Raw genomic sequence first — 16,390 nt, forward strand, 5'->3', positions numbered from 1 at the left:
TAAATGACCGCAACCTTGAAATGTGGCACGCCGGGTGATTTTATCATCAAGGTAAGTGTCCTAAACGGCCATGTTGAATTTACAGGTCTGCCTGATGGCTTTTATGGCTACAGTCTGGGTGACGATGCTGATGCGGACGGTGTTTTTGTCCGCTGGGCCTTTCAGAATAACAGACTGCAGTTAAGCACGGATCGGCTGGGGCTGTATCCAATTTACTATTTGCAGCACGAAAATCAGCTGATGTTATCTAACTCGATTGAGCTGATTCGGCAACATCAGCCGCTGACTCTGGATACCGAGGCAGTTGCAATATTTTTTCGCTTAGGCTTTTATCTTGGTCAGCGTACGGCCTTTAAGGGGCTATGCCGGCCCAATGGTCAACTGCAGGTCAGCGTCTCTGCCGGGGGGCTCGAGCTTAGCATTAGCAGACCGACGCAGTCTCAAGTGGACAATAGCGACTTTGAGCAACAGTACTGTGATTTGATGCATCACGCATTACAACCGCTGGTGGGGCAGACCGCGGCGCTATATATGCCACTGACCGGCGGCAAAGACTCCAGACATATTTTTCTCAGTTTGCATCAAGCCGGGCTTAAGCCCGACTGCTGCTATACGGTCAGCGTCTTGGCGCCACATTATAATGATGACCAGCAGGTTGCCCAGCAATTGTGTCAACGTACTGCTTTGATGCATCAGGCGCTGGCCGCAGAAACCAAGCTCATCAGCAGTGAGCAGCGGAAGAATCTGCTGACCAATTTTGAAACCCGTGACCATAGCTGGGCAACACCCGTCGCCAGGTATCTGGATACCCGGCCAGCCGGTATTGTTCTCGATGGCTTTGGTGGTGATGTGTTAAGCCAATCTTCTATCGTCACACCTGAGATGCACAGCGCCTATCACGCCGAAGACTGGGAGCGTCTGGTCAAACTTATCGCCAGGCCAAACCAGTATAATAATAGCTGGCTTACGGAGGCTTATCAGGACTTTATTATTGATGAACGAGTACTGGCCGAGCAGCTGCTTGCTGAGCTAAAAAGCTTCACCGGCACGGTTAATCCAGTTGCCCAATTCTATTTTTGGAACAGAAGCAGAAGAACCATTGCCATTAGTTCCATTCGTTTTATGACTGGGCGCAGTCTGGCTTACTTTCCTTTTATGCAACAACAGCTGGTTGACTTTTTATTTAGCTTACCGCCGGCGCTTTATTTTTCAGGCAGTTTTCATTCGCGGGTGTTACAGCGGCTTGCCGGCGACCTGGCGACCGTTCCTTTTGCAGCTAGCGAGCAGCCAGGTGACACTCTGAGCTGGTGGCAGTGGAGCCGTTTAGTGCTGGCGGTAAGTTGGGAGCTGCTAAACAATAGGGTGATTCGGCCCCGGCTGCGCATAAAAGGCGTGCTGCAGGCCTTAGCCTCGATAACAGATAGAAAACAGCTGGTCAGTTTTGTGCATTTTTACAGGAAACTTAGCTACCTCGGTCAGTTGGTTAGGTATGTTGATTAATCCTTATGCGGTAGCGATCTATGAATAAAGTTAAGAGTGCCATCATCAATTCCTCTGTAACGTCGTTTCTGATGCAGGTAATGGCGCTGCTGACTTCAGTGATTGTTGCACGTTTGCTGACCCCCGGTGAAATTGGTACCTATGCTGTCGTTAGCGCTTCGGTCATGATTCTCTCCGAATTTAAAGCGCTTGGGGCCGGAGTTTATCTTGTCCGGGAGGCGGAAATCAGTGTCGCTAAAATACGCTCTGCCCTTGGTGTGACAATTCTGATGTCGTGGGGATTAGCGGCAATTATTATGCTTGCTGCCCAACCCATAGCGATTTTCTACGATCTGCCTGACGCCCCCTTAATTATGCTTATTTTGTGTTCAACCTTTATTATTTCTCCTTATGTAAGTATTCCATATGCGTTGCTGGTCAGAGAAATGGATTTTGGTATTTTGCGCAATGTTAAGTTAACGTGCGCATTGATTACATTGGTGTCAACGGTAGTATTTATCATATTGGGCTTGAGTTATTATTCTCTGGCATTAGGCTATTCACTCGGTTTTTTCGCAAGATTTATTCTGCTGAATACACTCTATCGAGTAAAGTTGATGGAATATAAACCCTCGTTTTCGCACCTGGCAGAAATCACTAAGCTTGGTGTCAGTACAACGGCAGCAGAGTTTCTTAAAAAAGCCTATAACGTCATGCCTGACATGGTAATAGGACGCCAGGGCACGACTTATGACGTTGGTATTTTTTCTCGGGGCTATGGGTTTGTGCAGTTTATCTCTGACGGTTTGCGAATGGGTGTCGGTATGGTGTCTCTACCCTATGTCGCGTCTGTTAAACGCAGCGGTGGCGATTTATCTGAAGCATACATCAAGGGCAGTTACTTATTTAATGCCTTGGCGCTACCCGTGTTAGCCGTAGCGTCAGTAAGCAGTTTGCCGGTAATTCGTTTTCTATTTGGTGAACAGTGGGATGCGGCTGCGCCAATTGCCAGTATCCTGATGTTATGGTCAGCATTGCGGATCATACACTTTCAATTTCAGAGTTTTATGATTGCAATGGGTTTACCGAATATCGTCGTTATTCGTGAGGCACTTAACGTCATTGCGGCAATGATAGTTTGTTTTATACTCTACCCAGCAGGTTTGGTTGCTATTGCCTGGGGTTTTGTTGTTATAGCCTTGATAGAGTTTTTGCTACTAATTGTCGTGATGAAGAAACTGGTAAGTTTGAGCATCCGTCAGTTTGGAACAGCGACACTGAAGAACCTGCTGATGACTGTACTGTGTTTGTTACCGGTACTGCTGTTTAATTATTACTATGATTTTACTTTGGGTAATGCGTTCGTGATTGTATTGTCAATTGCTGCTTTTATGCCATTTTGGTGGCTGATGTGGCTTTGGTTAACGAAACACGGCTTATTTAAAGAGATATTTAGCAGCAGAGCAAGCAGCTAGAGCTGGTAGTTTGAAGTATAACATTTAGTGAATAATGGATAAAAATATGCGAAGAATTGCGATAGTCACCGGCGGAACCCGTGGCATAGGGCGGGCGATAGCGGAAGCTCTGCATGCTGAAGGCTATAAGGTTGCGGCGGTGTATGCCAGTAACCAGGCTGCCGCCGAAGCCTTTCAGCTGCAAACCGGTATCCCTGTTTATCAGTGGGATGTCAGCGATTTTGCTGCCTGCCAGCAAGGTATTGCCAGGGTGGAAGCTGAGCTTGGTCCTGTTGCTGTGCTGGTTAATAACGCCGGGATCACCCGCGATGTGATGCTACATAAAATGACGCTGGAGCAGTGGCAAGCCGTGATCAATACCAATTTAAGTTCGCTGTTTAATATGTGCCGCCCCGTTATCGAGGGGATGCGCGAGCGCGGTTTTGGCCGGATCATTAATATCTCGTCGGTAAATGGTCAGAAAGGGCAAGCTGGGCAAACAAATTACAGTGCAGCTAAAGCGGGAGAGCTGGGATTTACCAGGGCGCTGGCGATGGAGAATGCCCGCAAAGGGATCACCGTTAATGCGATCTGTCCGGGTTATATTGAAACTGATATGGTTAAGGCGATGCCGGCGGAAATCGTGAATGAGCGGATCTTACCGCAAATCCTAAGTGGCCGCCTGGGGCAGCCCGAAGAGATCGCACGCTGCGCACTTTTTCTTGCCTCTGAGCAAGCCGGGTACATCACCGGCGCGACCTTGTCAGTCAATGGTGGCCAATATATGGTTTAAGTAGGTATAACCAGACGCATACAGAGCGGCTCAGGCCGCTTTTTTAGTATTTCATTTCTGTAATCAAACCGTAACCTAACGACAGTAAGCTCAGCTCAAACTGGGTTTGGTCGCTGCAACATGCTGCAGTGGAGAGCAGCACGCCTTAGCCAAGATCCAGACATTAACGCGGAGTGAAACGATGTCGATATCTGCAGCTATGCAGCTGGGTGCCCTGCGAGACTTTTTAATTCGTTTACGTTGTCATGACGGTCCAGTGCTGTTGGAAGGAGATAGCGCGGGCTTTATTGGCTACCGGCTTGGTAGCGGCGATGACGGTGCTTTTGTCGAGTGGGCACTAAAAGACGGTAGTTTCACGCTAAGTACCGACCGCCTTGGTCTCTTCCCGTTATATTATCTGCAAGATGGCGCTGAACTGCTGATTAGTAATTCGGTGTCACTGCTGCAGCAACATTGCAAATTAAGCCTGGATCAGCAGGCGATCGCACTCTTCTTACGGCTGGGTTTTTATTTGGGGAGCGACACGGCCTTTAAGGGTGTGTTAAGGCCGCAGGGGCAACTCAAATTACTGGTTAATGCGGCAGAGCAGCGGCTTACGGTAACCAAGCCAAGCTTTGAACCCTCTCTTCATCAGCATACACCGGCGCGGTACCAGGAACTCTTTAGCCAGGCGTTGGCACAGCTTAAATCGGTATCACTGCCACTTTATGTCCCGGTGACAGGAGGCAAAGACTCGCGGCATATTCTGTTGACTACCCGGCAGTTAGAGCTGGAGCTGGCCAGCTGTTATACCGTTAGAGTGCTGTCGCCGCATAGCAATCAGGATGTCAGTATTGCCCGTGCGCTCTGTCAGCAGCTGGGGATACCACATCAGACACTGGATTCAGAGCAGCAGTTGGTGCAGGCCGAGCGGGACAAAAATACCCGGACAAATTTTGAAACCTATGATCATTTCTGGATCAATCCGGCCGGGCAGTATCTGGCCAGTCAGGTGCCAGGCCTGGTGTTAGACGGCTTTGGTGGTGATGTACTGGGGCAGTCTAAAATTGTGACGGCACAGATGTATCAATTGTATCAGGCACGTAACTGGTCAGCATTATTGCAACAAATCGCGCCCGCTAATGCTTACTATCAGGCATATTTTGCAGCCAAACCCGAGTGGTTGTCGAACGAACGCCAGTTACTGCAGCGGCTACAGCATGAAATGGAAAAATACGCCGCTGATGTCAATCCGGTGAAAAGCTTTTATTTCTGGAACCGCAGCCGCCGCGCTATCGCAATTAGCAGTTTCCGCTTTCTGAACGGCCACAGTCTGCCTTTTTTACCCTTTATGCAATCACAAGTGTTTGAGTTTCTGATGACCTTACCAAATGACTTGTACTATTCCGGGCAATTCCACAGTCAATGTATCGCCCAGGCTTTTCCAGAGTTTACTGCAGTGCCTTTTGCGACTGGTGAAGAGAGTGGGGATATTCTGAATCTGCCGACTAAGTTCAATAATTATCAGTGCTTGCTGGGCGAGATCCTGCAGGCGGATTTTATTACAGTATCGATGCGTCCGCGGGCGCTGCTCTCTTGTTTACGTTCGCATCTTAGCAAAGATCGGGCTATCGATTTTTTCTATTTTTTCCGGCCAATGATCTACCTGAATCAGCTGCAGCAAATGACTAGTCACCCCAAGCCGCAACGGTTACGCCGCCATTCAACGTCGGGCGCAGTTGCAAAGCCACCGCTGAGTGCTGAGGCTTAGCTCAAGGCAAGTTGGCCGCTTTTTGCGCTAACTCCGCTTCAGGGGTATAAACGGTAATACCATGCTCAGCCAGCCACTGCAGATGTGTCAGAAAGCCTGCCGCTGGGAGCAACCAGCTTTGGCTGTCTCCAACCTGAGCCTGCTGCAAGAGACCGGCTTGCTGCAGACTCTGCCTGAAAAACTCCCGTAAATCTGCTCTGGAAGGATGATCGATCCGCTGCTGTGTTAGTTCAGGCTTGTAGGATTTAACCGGCACCTGCCAGATTTGGTTATCCTGATCGATACAGGGTAAACGGTACTCCTGATGCCAGACATTGAGCGGAAAGGTGTCGCCAAGCTGATCTTCAAGCAGGTGGTAAAAGGTAACAGGGCCCATACTAATGCCAAGGCCTAATACCTTGGCTTGTGGCAAGGTGGTAAAACGTTGCCAGGGAGAGCCTTCCCCGAAGACCAAAGGAGCTTGATGATGGCCATTGGTCAGATAGTCTGCCAGATCTCCCCAAACCGCCACCGAATGAGTTGGATGCAGGCTGCGTTTTACGCCCGGCAGTTGCAGAAAAGTCTCCGGCAACCGTCCCATATGAGTGCCATGGATCCTGGGATCGAACTGATAGTCTGTCAGTTGACAGGTGGCTTCAATGGTGCCCCCTGGCAGGTAGTAGGCCGGTAGCAGGATATTGCCTTGTTCACCCACCAGCTGCTGCAGTACCTTAATCACAGTAGCCGGGCCGCCAACCACATAACCCAGACTTTTCAGTGATGAGTGTAAAAACAGGGTATCGCCTTGTTGCACGCCCAGTTGCTGTAAGTCATGTTGAAGTTGTTCAGCACTGATATGGTTGGCCTGCTGCTTAAGCTTTTCCGCAGCCCTGTTGCGTTGCAGTCGTTGCAAAATACGTTTTAGCTGCTGTTTTAGCGAATTTAACATCGTGCTTCCTTGTATCGTTAATAGGTTTAGCTGTTGCAGTTCAGGCTATAGCATGCCAGATGGTGCTGGCTACAGTTTAGTGTGGTAAAGAGTAACTGCTTGGCCGGCACAGTACCGGCAGGCAAGTACAGCATGCCATAGCGGCTGACTGTTGGCATCTGACTGTCCCGGTAATCCAGAGCCAGTACTTGTTGCCAGTGGCCATCAGGGCTGCGATACCAAAGCGCAGCCTGCTCTGGAGTGTCCTGTAACCTGCCGGGTTCATAGGTGGTAGCCAGAAAGGCGCCGCCATCTGCACACTGAACTGCCGCATAGGCCGGGTTACCGATAGTTGCTACCTGTACTCTTTGCTGGCTGGCAAACTCGTAGCGATAGATATGATTGATCGCTTTTGCCGGGGCATCTTTACCAGCATCCATCCCCCATTCAATCGCATCGGGAAAGAACAGCAGGCTGATCGCCCGCCAGCTCTGATCACCGCCGGCAAATTTATGCACGGTTTGAAATTCGTCGTCGGTGTAGTAAAGGGCGGATTCATGGTCCGCATCGCCAGTCGTGATCCAAAGCCGGTTGCGGTAAGGATCATAGCTGATGGCATGGATATGTTTTATATCCGAACGGGGGAAAGCCCAGCACACCGTCGCGACATGTTGCTGGCTATCAATTCGAAGCACCCGGATATCGGACTGATGGTTATTCAGATATTCACCAAAATACACCATATCTGAGCCCGGATGCAGCGCCATGCCACCGCGTAAGGGGCCGGCAAAGCTAGTCAGGCCTTGTAGTTTGCAGACATTGGCATAACGGCCAGCAGTGGAGTTTGAGTAGATATAAATTTGGTCATAGACCATTACTAGGTTCTGCTTCGTCGTTACGACCAGATGTTCTATACCTAAATGCGGTTTAAACCATTGCCTGATACTACTTCGGGCAATCTTGTGTTTGATGACAGACAGCAATCCGCCGGGTTTAGCAGGTAGTTCGCAGATAAACTTACGCTTGCCGCTCGCATAGTGGTACTCATAAAGGGAATGGTCGCGGCTACAGAACAATCCGTGCTCAGAAGAGAAGTGAACGATAAGTTGCCTGTCAACTAATGATGCTAAGTTCACATGTTCGTCCTTGTTTTGATTAAGCTTAGGATAGCGCTATACACAGCAACTGTCAGCAGTTTCTGGTAGCGGGAAGCTGTACTTTACTGGTATCAGTTGCAATAAAAATGTAAAGTAACGCCAATGTTTACTCAATTATGAGTGCTTCGGATGTTAGACACAATATATAAGCTTTTAGGGTTTTAAGGGCATGCACCAATTTTGTTGCGAGAAGGACGCGCTTGCAGTCGTCGTAAAGGATGCCACGTTAGCCCAATATTACGGTATAGATTTCTGTGTTTTAAGTTATCAGAAACTTAATACGCCTTTTTCTGCTGTCTACAAGCTGCTTTGCAAAGCTTCAGACCGTACGTTCACTCTGTATTTAAAGACCTTATGTCAGCATCCTATACCAGAGAAGGCTATGCTTGGCCTAAAGTCAGAGTTTGAAGTCATGCGGCAGCTTAATCAGCTATTTGCAGATTCACCGCGTTTAAACGTTCCCAACCCTGTTAAATTCTACCCCGAAACATTAAGTCTGTTAACAGAAGAGGTTATTGGGGGCGAGCTTGAAACGTTATTCTCTGGAGCCGCGCTGTTAATAAGACGAGCACCACTTAAAAAAGCACTTGAGATGGCAGAGCTGGCGGGGATGTGGTTGAAGCAGTTCCAGCTTATGACAAAAAATTTAGATATGGCTGTTTCACATATCGCATTGGCTGACTACTGCCAGGAAAGACTGGATTCTTTAATAGCCAAACAGGTACCTGGTGTTACAAAAGATATGACAGACCAGCTCTATAGCTTGGCTGAAATGGCCGATAGGCAAATTATTCCGGAACATATTTTTTACTGTGGCTGTCACGGAGATTTTGCACCACACAATATTATCACTGATCGACAGAGTCTATCAGTGCTTGACTTTACTGATTATCGGCTCGACATCAACTTGTTTGATCCGATTAACTTTATGGAAAAAGTGGGGCGAATGCACGGTTATTTCCGTTACCGGCATGCAGTAGTGGAACAGTTAAATCATCATTTCCTGCAAGGTTATGGCTTGTTGTCAGAAGATGTTGTTGACAGTGCCAGCTATCGGCTGATTCGGGCCAGATGTGTACTGTTGCGCATATTTAATATTGTGTTATCTGATCAGAAATACTCGCCTCAAAAACGCTATAACAGTAAGATGTATTCAGAATCTCTGGCAGAGTTCAAAAAACTACTTGACTGTTAAAATAAATAGCTAGCTACCGACCAAGGATGAGGTAAAGATTATGATTTCTGTAGTTCAAAAGCGTGGTCGATGATGGGAACTGTTATATTCCGCATTGTCCAGCGTATTTTGGCGACACTTTCTAAAAACCGCCTGACCATTCTGACCTACCATCGTGTGGCACCTGAAGGGCAGGTTACGTTTCAGCCCGCTCTGACCACAGAGCAGTTTGAGCAGCAGCTAATCTGGATCAAGCGTTATTATACGGTGCTCACGCTGGCTCAGGCGGGGCAACTGGCAGCGCAGGGGACTTTGCCGGCCAATGCTGCGGTGATTACTATTGATGACGGTTACAGTGATTGCTACGAGCATATCTATCCGTTACTGCTAAAACATAACCTGACAGCGAGTTTTTTTATTACTACTGCTGGTTTAGCGGAAGGGCAGCTGTGGGAAGAAAGTATTGCTCAGGCGGTGATTGATGCTCCATTAGCCCGCAGTGAGTTGGTGTTTCGCAACCAGAGGTATCCGCTGCAAACCTATCAGCAGCGCTTGTACTGTAGTCAGCAGGTTATTGAAACTCTGAAATATTTGCCACTTGCTGAGCGACAAACCGAGCTTAAGCAGTTATGGCAGTTAGCCGGTGCCCCCTCAGCGGCCCAGCAGTTTCTGACCCAGGCGCAGATCCGGGAAATGGCTTTACAGGGTATGGAGTTTGGTGCGCATACAGTAAATCATCCGATCCTGGCGTTGGAGCAGGACGATGTTGCCTTAGCTGAAATCGTGCAGAGTAAGCAGCAACTGGAGGCTATCCTGCAGCAGCAGGTGGTTAGCTTCGCTTATCCTAATGGCCAGTATGGCCGTGATTTTTCAGAGCGTCATCAGGCCATGGTGGCGGCAGCGGGCTTTCATTATGCGGTATCAACAAATGCCGGCAGCAACACTGACCTTAAACAGCAGGCGCATCGTTTGTGCCGGATCTCGCCGTGGCCAACGTCGGAAGGCCGGTTTCTCTATAGTTTATTAAATGGCAGTGGAAAGCATTATGATGCCAGCTGAAACACGCAAAACCTTGCTGATGGTGGCGCTGGATTATCCTCCTTGTCAGAGCGCCGGCGTGCAGCGCACCTATAAGTTTGCCCAGTACCTGCAGAGCTATGGTTGGGATGTGGTGGTATTAACGGTTAAAGAGCAGGTTTACGAGCGCTGTGATCATTCTGCCGGCACGCCTGAGGTATTGCATGTTGAACGCTGCGCCGCTATTGATGCCGCCCGTGATCTGGCCTGGCGCGGCAAGTACCTCGGGTTTAGTTGTGTGCCCGATCGCTGGTGGAGCTGGGCATTAACTGCGATCCCAGCCGGTAAAAAACTGATTGCCCGTTTTAAACCCGATGTTATTTGGAGCACCTACCCGGTATCGACCGCACATTTTATTGCCTACCGGTTACAGCAAAGCAGTGGTTTACCCTGGATAGCTGATTATCGGGATCCGCTGCAGTGTCGTTATGACCCTAGCGCCCGGCGCTACAGCGGCCTGGCGAAATGGATTGAAAAACAAACGATTAAACACTGTAGCCTGGCGGTATTTACCACAGACAATGCTGCCAAGTTATATCAACGCTTATATCCACAACAGCTACTGCGCAAGTTCCGGGTGATTGAAAACGGTTTTGATGAGGAGAATTTCCGGCAGTTAGCAGCGGGTGAACCGGTTAGCGCTGAGCGGTTCCGGTTATTACATAGTGGTGCCTTGTATGGCGATGGCCGGGATCCAACACCGATTTTCAGAGCATTATCGCTGTTAAAACAGCAAGGTAAGATAAATGCTCAAAACTTTGTGCTGAGTTTCCGTGGTTGTCAGGCACAGCCGGGGATTATGGCTCTGCTGTCAGAGCTGGCGATTACCGAGCTGGTTGAGTTTTTACCAGGCGTGAGTTATCTCGATTCGTTAACAGAAATGCTCAGTGCGGATGCGCTATTGTTGTTACAGGGGCCTTTGTTTAACAATCAGATCCCGAGTAAGTTATACGACTATATCCGTGCTGGCCGCCCGATCCTGGCGATGACGCCCGCACAAAGCGCCACGGCCCGGGCGCTGGCTGCTTATCCGCAGCAATACTGTGCCATGGTAGCGGATGAGCTTGCTGCTGCGCTGGCGAGCTTGCTGGATGAAAGAACTCCGGCTGCGCTGGTCACTCCGGCTCAGGCTGCGGAGTATTCGCGCTATTCCCGCACGGCAGAGTTAGCTGCCTTACTTGCTGAGGTCTGCGCTGCAAGTACCTCTGTCACCCTGTCTGAAGGCGGACAGGGTGTGGCCTAGCAAGGAGACGATGGTGTTGAAACGTCTTGGGTACTGGTTGCTGTTACCGCTGTTGCTGGTAGCGATACTGTTTTACAGTCTAACCATTAAGGGCAGTGTACAACCCCGGAAGATCAGTAGTCAGGATGTGCGGGAATCTCACCAGTTATTGAAAAGTAGCTGGCAACGCCTGGTGGCAGATGATCAAACCCAGGTGTTGGCGTTAGACGAAAAACATCTGGATGCACTGCTTAACGTTGCCACGCAAAGCCTGCGTCCTATTACCTTTCACGGTAGTTTGACTGACTTTGGCTTAGTGATCCATGGCGCCCGCAGTTTGCCGGCACCGTTCTCCGGACGGATCTTCTATTTTTCCTGCGTGCTGGCGGAGCAGCCCGCCGGTTTTGCGATTGAGTCCTGCAAACTGGGTAAATTGCCGTTATCGGGGCGCTTAATGATGCAGCTAATGCGGTTCTCCTTGTGGGCCTTTATCCAGGCACCGGAGGACAAACTGATTTATGAACTGTTTCAAAGCGGCCGGGTACAGCAGCAGACGCTCAGTTTTCATAAACAACAGGCGATGCGTATCCGTCCCGAACTCGCCGCTGTGGTGTCGGGCGGGATTAATCTGGGAGTGGGTACGTTACAGGGTAGGGGCGCACCTTTGCCGCTGGAGCCCTATTTTGAAGTATTAACTGAGCTGGCAAAAGCGCATCCCGAGCAACGTCAATTGGCGTTCTATCTGCAGCAGATGCTGCGTGAAGCCATGCACAGAGGCGGAGATAGTTTTGAGCGCGAAGCATCAACCGCGCTGTGGGCCCTTGCCATTAGTGCCGCAGATCGACGTTTTCTGCGTTTTAGTAACGGTACGGTGAGTGCGGAGCAGGTCCCGGAATTGCCGCCATTGCTGCTGAGTGGGCGCCGCGATCTGGCATTGCACTTTCTCTACTCTGCTGTGATTAAAATGGTTGGTAATCAGCAATTAGCCATACAAATTGGTGCCTTAAAAGAGTTATCGGATGCCGGTTCGGGGGGCAGCGGTTTTAGCTTTGTGGACATGGCCGCCAACAAAGCTGGCATTTGGATGGTGCAGCAGCTTGGTAATATTGACCGGAAGCAGGTTTTTACACTGGATACGGATGACTTTGAGGCCGCTTTTATGCCGATTTGGCATGACTTGCCAGAGGGGCTATCCGAGCGGCAGTTAAATCAAGCGCTTGGCGGGCCTGACGGCCCCGGGACCCAGGCCTTATTAACCCGCATTGAAGAACGGTTAGCCGCGTTATCTTTGTATCGTGCTGATGCTAAGCCGGTTGCACGGTTCACAAACAGCGACATTGAAAGGTTACCGCCGCCAAAGCTGACACTGATCGCAGATTTGCATTTACATAGTCGTTTCTCTGATGGTTCGCGTGATATTGATTGGCTGGCACAGCAAAGCCGGCAATTTGGTTGCGATGTGATTGCCCTTACCGATCATACCGATTTAAGTAACAAGCGGTTTAATGAGCAGGCATATCTGGATGCCATTCGTAATGCGCGACAAAAACATGCCCCCCTAAAAGTATTGAGTGGCCTGGAATGGAATATTCCGCCGCTGGGTGGACGGGAACATGTATCGGTATTGTTGCCACAGCTGACGGAAAACGCTGAATTGCTGAAGAGCTTCCGCCAGCGATACGATAATGAGCGTAATCTCAGTGGTGAAGATGCATTGCAGGCTATGGCTTGGTTAGAGCAGAATTTCCCCGGTGTATTGTTGTTCTATAATCATCCGAGCCGTAAGGACTTCTCGGCCAAAGAAAATCTTTGGGATGTCAAACTCTGGCGGCAACAGCAACAGCTGTTGGCCGGATTTGAGGGCGGGCCAGGGCACCAAAGAGCCGGCGCCTCATACAATTGGTTGTATCGTACGGTACACGGCTGGGATCCGGCAGTTGCGGTTGTCGGAGGACAGTGGGATCGTCTGCTGCAACAGGGCGAACGTTTTTGGGGCGCCAGTTCGAATTCAGATTACCATACAGAAAAACTCGACTACCGGCCATGTCAGTTCTCTCGTACCCACTTACTTGTTAGCGATAATTCAGAGCAGAGTATTTTTCAGGCACTGCGCCAAGGCCGCTTTTATGGCTCTCAGGGCAACTTTATCCGTGAACTGGATTTCAGACTGCAACTCCCTGATGCGCAGACGCTATATAGCGGCGATGACGCCAGCGTCGCAGCGCGGCAAGCTTATCAGGTTAAAATTGACCTGAGTTTGCATGAGCGCGACTTTTCAGGTCATCCGGCCTGGCTGGATAAGTTAGAGCTGATCCTGATCACGCCGGATGCGATCAGAACCGTACCGCTCTATCCAGAGCGCAGTGGTCAGCAGTATCAGGTAAGCTGGCAGGGGCAGTTGGACGGTGACTTCGTTGTTGTGCGCGCCCGCGGTGCCATGCAAACTGCCGAAGGTCAGTGGCATTATTTTTATACTAATCCGATCAGGCTGCTGCGCAGCCGTTAGCCGGATGACTTTGGAATTTCAGAACATGGATATTATGATCGTTGCACACCGGGTGCCTTATCCGGCAGATAAGGGTGAAAAAATACGCACCTTTCATCAGCTTAAATATCTGGTGGAGCAGGGCTTTCAGCTAACCGTTTTTGCCCCTGTCGAGCGGCCGCAAGAGTTGGAATACGCCAACCAACTGGCGAAAGTGCTGTCAATTAAGGTTATCACCACCCCGTTACCTGCTGCTTGGTGGCGCAAGCTAAAGGCGCTGTGTTGCAACAAAGCGATGTCAGAAATGCATTTTTATAGTCAGGCGTTGCAACAGCAACTCAGCACCGCCGTACAGGCATCGGCACCACGGGCGGTGCTGGCTACCAGCTCGGCGATGGCACCTTATATCAGCAAAGCAGTCAGCCAGTCGGGATCAGCCAAGCGTCCACTGTTGTTGATGGATTTTATGGACCTGGATTCTGACAAATGGCGACAATACAGTGTGACGGCCGGTTGGCCGATGCGTTGGGTATACCGGCGCGAAGCTAAATTGGTGGCACAGCTGGAGCAACAGATTTACCGTAATTTTGATCACAGCTTCTTCATCTCAGCCAATGAGGTTGAACTCTTTGGCCAGCAACTGAGCGATACTACTAAGGTCAGTGTGCTGGCAAATGGCCTGGATACGCAGGCATTTTATCCGGCAGAGCCAAAAGCCGCTGACCAGGTCGCAGCGGCGCCAGTGTTTCTGTTTACCGGCGTGATGGACTATCTGCCGAATGAAGATGCCGTGCTCTGGTTTGTAGAGACCATGTGGCCTTTGATCAGGCAGCGTTATCCGCAGGCAAAGTTTTATATTGCCGGTATGCAGCCAAGTAAGCGCATTCAGCAACTGGAAAAGCAGCCCGGGGTCATTGTGACCGGCTATGTCGATTCTATCCTGCCGTACTATCAACAAGCTGATATTTTTGTCGGGCCTTTTCGGCTGGCGCGCGGGGTGCAAAACAAGATCCTGCAGGCAATGGCGTGCGGTCTGCCCATTGTTACGACGCCATTGGGCGCTGAAGGCATCGCCTGCCACGCTGAGCAACACCTGTTATTGGCAGCGACTGAATCGGAGTTTGTTGCAGCTATTTTTCGCCTGCTGGATGACCAGGCGCTGCGCTTAGCGTTACGCCAGCAGGCAGTTACTTTGATCCGAGAACATTATAGCTGGGATGGCGTGTTGCAGCCATTAAGCAAGCTGTTAAAAGAACCGGGAGAGGCGTAATGAAAAGCCTGTTAAAACAGCTGCTGTTATGGCTGATGACCCTGCTGCTACTGCCTTTTTTGCTGGTTTATTGGTTATTAAAACCTTTTTGTCACCGCGACACGCTCTTTGCCGGCTTTTCACAGCTATTGTCGTTGGTGCCCGGGCTGACGGGCAGTTATCTGAGGGTAGCGGCATATCGCCTGCTAATGCAGCATTGTGGTCAAGACTGCTATATCGGGTTTGGAGTGCTGTTTTCGCAGCAGGGCACCGAGCTTGGTGATGGGGTTTATCTGGGGCCACAGTGTAATATCGGCTTGTGTCAAATCGGCGCTGATACCCTGTTAGGCAGCGGCGTACATATACTAAGTGGCAAAAACCAGCACCAGTTCGCTGATCCTACTCTGCCTTTTAAAGAGCAGGGCGGGGTGTTTGAAAAAGTCAGCATTGGCGCTAACTGCTGGATAGGTAACGGCGCCATTGTGATGGCATCGATTGGTCAGGGCTGCATTGTCGGCGCCGGCGCCGTGGTCACTCAGCCTTTGCCGCCCGGTGTGATTGCCGCGGGTAATCCGGCCAAAGTATTAAGAGCAGTCTATCCGGACGCTTGATAGTACGACACTTAACTTGTTGCCAGTGCTACAGCTGGTTATAATCCTGTCACTTTGTTACCGCACTGTGATTTAGTCAGGGAAGCGCCAGATGGCAACAGTGAATTTTGTGATCCCCCACCTTGGGCGCATTGAAATGCTGGATGCAACCATTGCCTCCATTTTAGCGCAAACTGCGGCTGAACAGATTGCGCAGATTATTGTGGTTACCAAGAATAGTACGCCACTGCTATTGCCTGAACATCCCAAACTACAGATCCTGTACCACCCGGAGGCAAAAACGATTTCTGAGCAGCGCAATATCGGTGCTGACATCGGCGACAGTGAGTACCTGGCATTTCTTGATGCCGATATTGGTCTGGCGCCGGACTGGCTCGCGACCTGTTTGCTGTTGCTCAATACCCGGCCTGAGCTGGCGGTGGTCAGTGCCTGTCAGGCGTTACCTGCCAATCCGGGTAAGGTTGAAAAGTTGCGCACGGCACTGAGTAATGCCGCTCTTGATTGCACAGTGAGTTTTTTGCCCGGTCGTAATTTATTGCTCCGTCGTAGCAGCCATCGGCAGGTCGGCGGTTTCCCTGAACAGCTGCAAACCTGCGAAGATTATTACTACACTGAGCAATTGAGTCATTTAGGTGGCTTATTCTATACCTCGGCAACTTGCTACGTGCATTTGGGCGAGGATCAAAGCTTGCGGCAAACCTTTCAGAAAGAAATCTGGCGTTCCGAATATAACCTTAAATCACTGCAAGGCAGAACCGTCCCATTACGGGAATGGCCAAGTATCTTACTGCCGTTCTGGGTATTGCTGGCTATGCTGATGTTAGGGCTCAGTATCTGGCAACCAGCATTGTTGTTACCTGCCGCCGTATTGGCCATGTTACCTGCTTTGGCGTATAGCGCCCGCTTATTTATGTTGCCCGGACATGGCTTAAATTTTGGTTTTATCTTTGTATTTTATATGGTGTATTTTTCCGCACGGTCGTTAGGCACGCTGGCCGGGATCCGTTTTTTACTACCCGGTAGAGGTTAATA

13 protein-coding genes are annotated in these 16,390 nt (G+C 50.0%); 11 read left to right on the forward strand and 2 right to left on the reverse strand.

What is annotated here, in order from left to right; genetic code table 11:
• Positions 1-3: 3 nt before the first annotated feature.
• The 4 genes from A9165_RS11450 to A9165_RS11465 all read left to right on the forward strand — a co-directional run bounded on the left by A9165_RS11450 (position 4) and on the right by A9165_RS11465 (position 5,476).
• Positions 4-1,500 (forward strand): hypothetical protein, encoded by a 1,497-nt coding sequence (locus A9165_RS11450; protein ID WP_065955968.1) that lies wholly within the window; start codon positions 4-6, stop codon positions 1,498-1,500.
• Between the two features lie 20 nt (positions 1,501-1,520).
• Positions 1,521-2,954 carry an oligosaccharide flippase family protein gene (locus A9165_RS11455; protein ID WP_065955969.1) on the forward strand — a complete coding sequence of 478 codons (1,434 nt, stop codon included), beginning with the start codon at positions 1,521-1,523 and terminating at the stop codon, positions 2,952-2,954.
• A 46-nt stretch (positions 2,955-3,000) separates the two neighbouring features.
• Positions 3,001-3,726, forward strand: coding sequence for an acetoacetyl-CoA reductase (phbB, locus tag A9165_RS11460; protein ID WP_065956016.1), 726 nt, complete (start codon positions 3,001-3,003; stop codon positions 3,724-3,726).
• 181 nt (positions 3,727-3,907) lie between these two features.
• Positions 3,908-5,476, forward strand: coding sequence for a hypothetical protein (locus A9165_RS11465; RefSeq protein ID WP_141686158.1), 1,569 nt, complete (start codon positions 3,908-3,910; stop codon positions 5,474-5,476).
• Position 5,477: 1 nt separating this feature from the next.
• Here A9165_RS11465 and A9165_RS11470 read toward each other — a convergent pair whose 3' ends face one another.
• A complete protein-coding gene (locus A9165_RS11470; RefSeq protein WP_065955971.1) occupies positions 5,478-6,404 on the reverse strand; it encodes an AAC(3) family N-acetyltransferase in 927 nt (308 codons plus the stop codon).
• Between the two features lie 26 nt (positions 6,405-6,430).
• On the reverse strand, positions 6,431-7,258 hold the full coding sequence (locus A9165_RS11475) for a hypothetical protein (RefSeq protein ID WP_065955972.1): 828 nt from the start codon (positions 7,256-7,258) through the stop codon (positions 6,431-6,433).
• Between the two features lie 451 nt (positions 7,259-7,709).
• Between A9165_RS11475 and A9165_RS11480 the strand changes: the two genes are divergently transcribed.
• The 7 genes from A9165_RS11480 (at position 7,710) to A9165_RS11510 (ending at position 16,388) form a co-directional block, all read left to right on the forward strand.
• The gene (locus A9165_RS11480; RefSeq protein ID WP_141686159.1) at positions 7,710-8,735 is read left to right on the forward strand and encodes a phosphotransferase; all 1,026 of its coding nucleotides are present in this window, start codon (positions 7,710-7,712) and stop codon (positions 8,733-8,735) included.
• Between the two features lie 69 nt (positions 8,736-8,804).
• Positions 8,805-9,773: a polysaccharide deacetylase family protein gene (locus tag A9165_RS11485; RefSeq protein ID WP_065955974.1), complete on the forward strand. Its 969-nt coding sequence runs from the start codon at positions 8,805-8,807 to the stop codon at positions 9,771-9,773.
• A complete protein-coding gene (locus A9165_RS11490) occupies positions 9,760-11,034 on the forward strand; it encodes a glycosyltransferase (protein WP_065955975.1) in 1,275 nt (424 codons plus the stop codon). Before A9165_RS11485 ends, A9165_RS11490 begins: the two co-directional genes overlap by 14 nt.
• A 13-nt stretch (positions 11,035-11,047) precedes the next feature.
• Positions 11,048-13,519 carry a CehA/McbA family metallohydrolase gene (locus tag A9165_RS11495; protein ID WP_176714624.1) on the forward strand — a complete coding sequence of 824 codons (2,472 nt, stop codon included), beginning with the start codon at positions 11,048-11,050 and terminating at the stop codon, positions 13,517-13,519.
• Between the two features lie 25 nt (positions 13,520-13,544).
• Positions 13,545-14,768 (forward strand): TIGR03087 family PEP-CTERM/XrtA system glycosyltransferase, encoded by a 1,224-nt coding sequence (locus tag A9165_RS11500; protein WP_065956017.1) that lies wholly within the window; start codon positions 13,545-13,547, stop codon positions 14,766-14,768.
• Positions 14,768-15,358 (forward strand): DapH/DapD/GlmU-related protein, encoded by a 591-nt coding sequence (locus A9165_RS11505; RefSeq protein WP_065955977.1) that lies wholly within the window; start codon positions 14,768-14,770, stop codon positions 15,356-15,358. The genes A9165_RS11500 and A9165_RS11505 overlap by 1 nt, the downstream gene beginning before the upstream one ends.
• 91 nt (positions 15,359-15,449) lie before the next feature.
• Entirely contained in the window at positions 15,450-16,388 is a 939-nt protein-coding gene (locus tag A9165_RS11510) for a glycosyltransferase family A protein (protein WP_065955978.1), read from the forward strand.
• Positions 16,389-16,390: the final 2 nt, after the last annotated feature.

The sequence above is a fragment of the Alishewanella sp. HH-ZS genome (genome assembly GCF_001704375.1).
GTDB lineage: Bacteria > Pseudomonadota > Gammaproteobacteria > Enterobacterales > Alteromonadaceae > Alishewanella > Alishewanella aestuarii.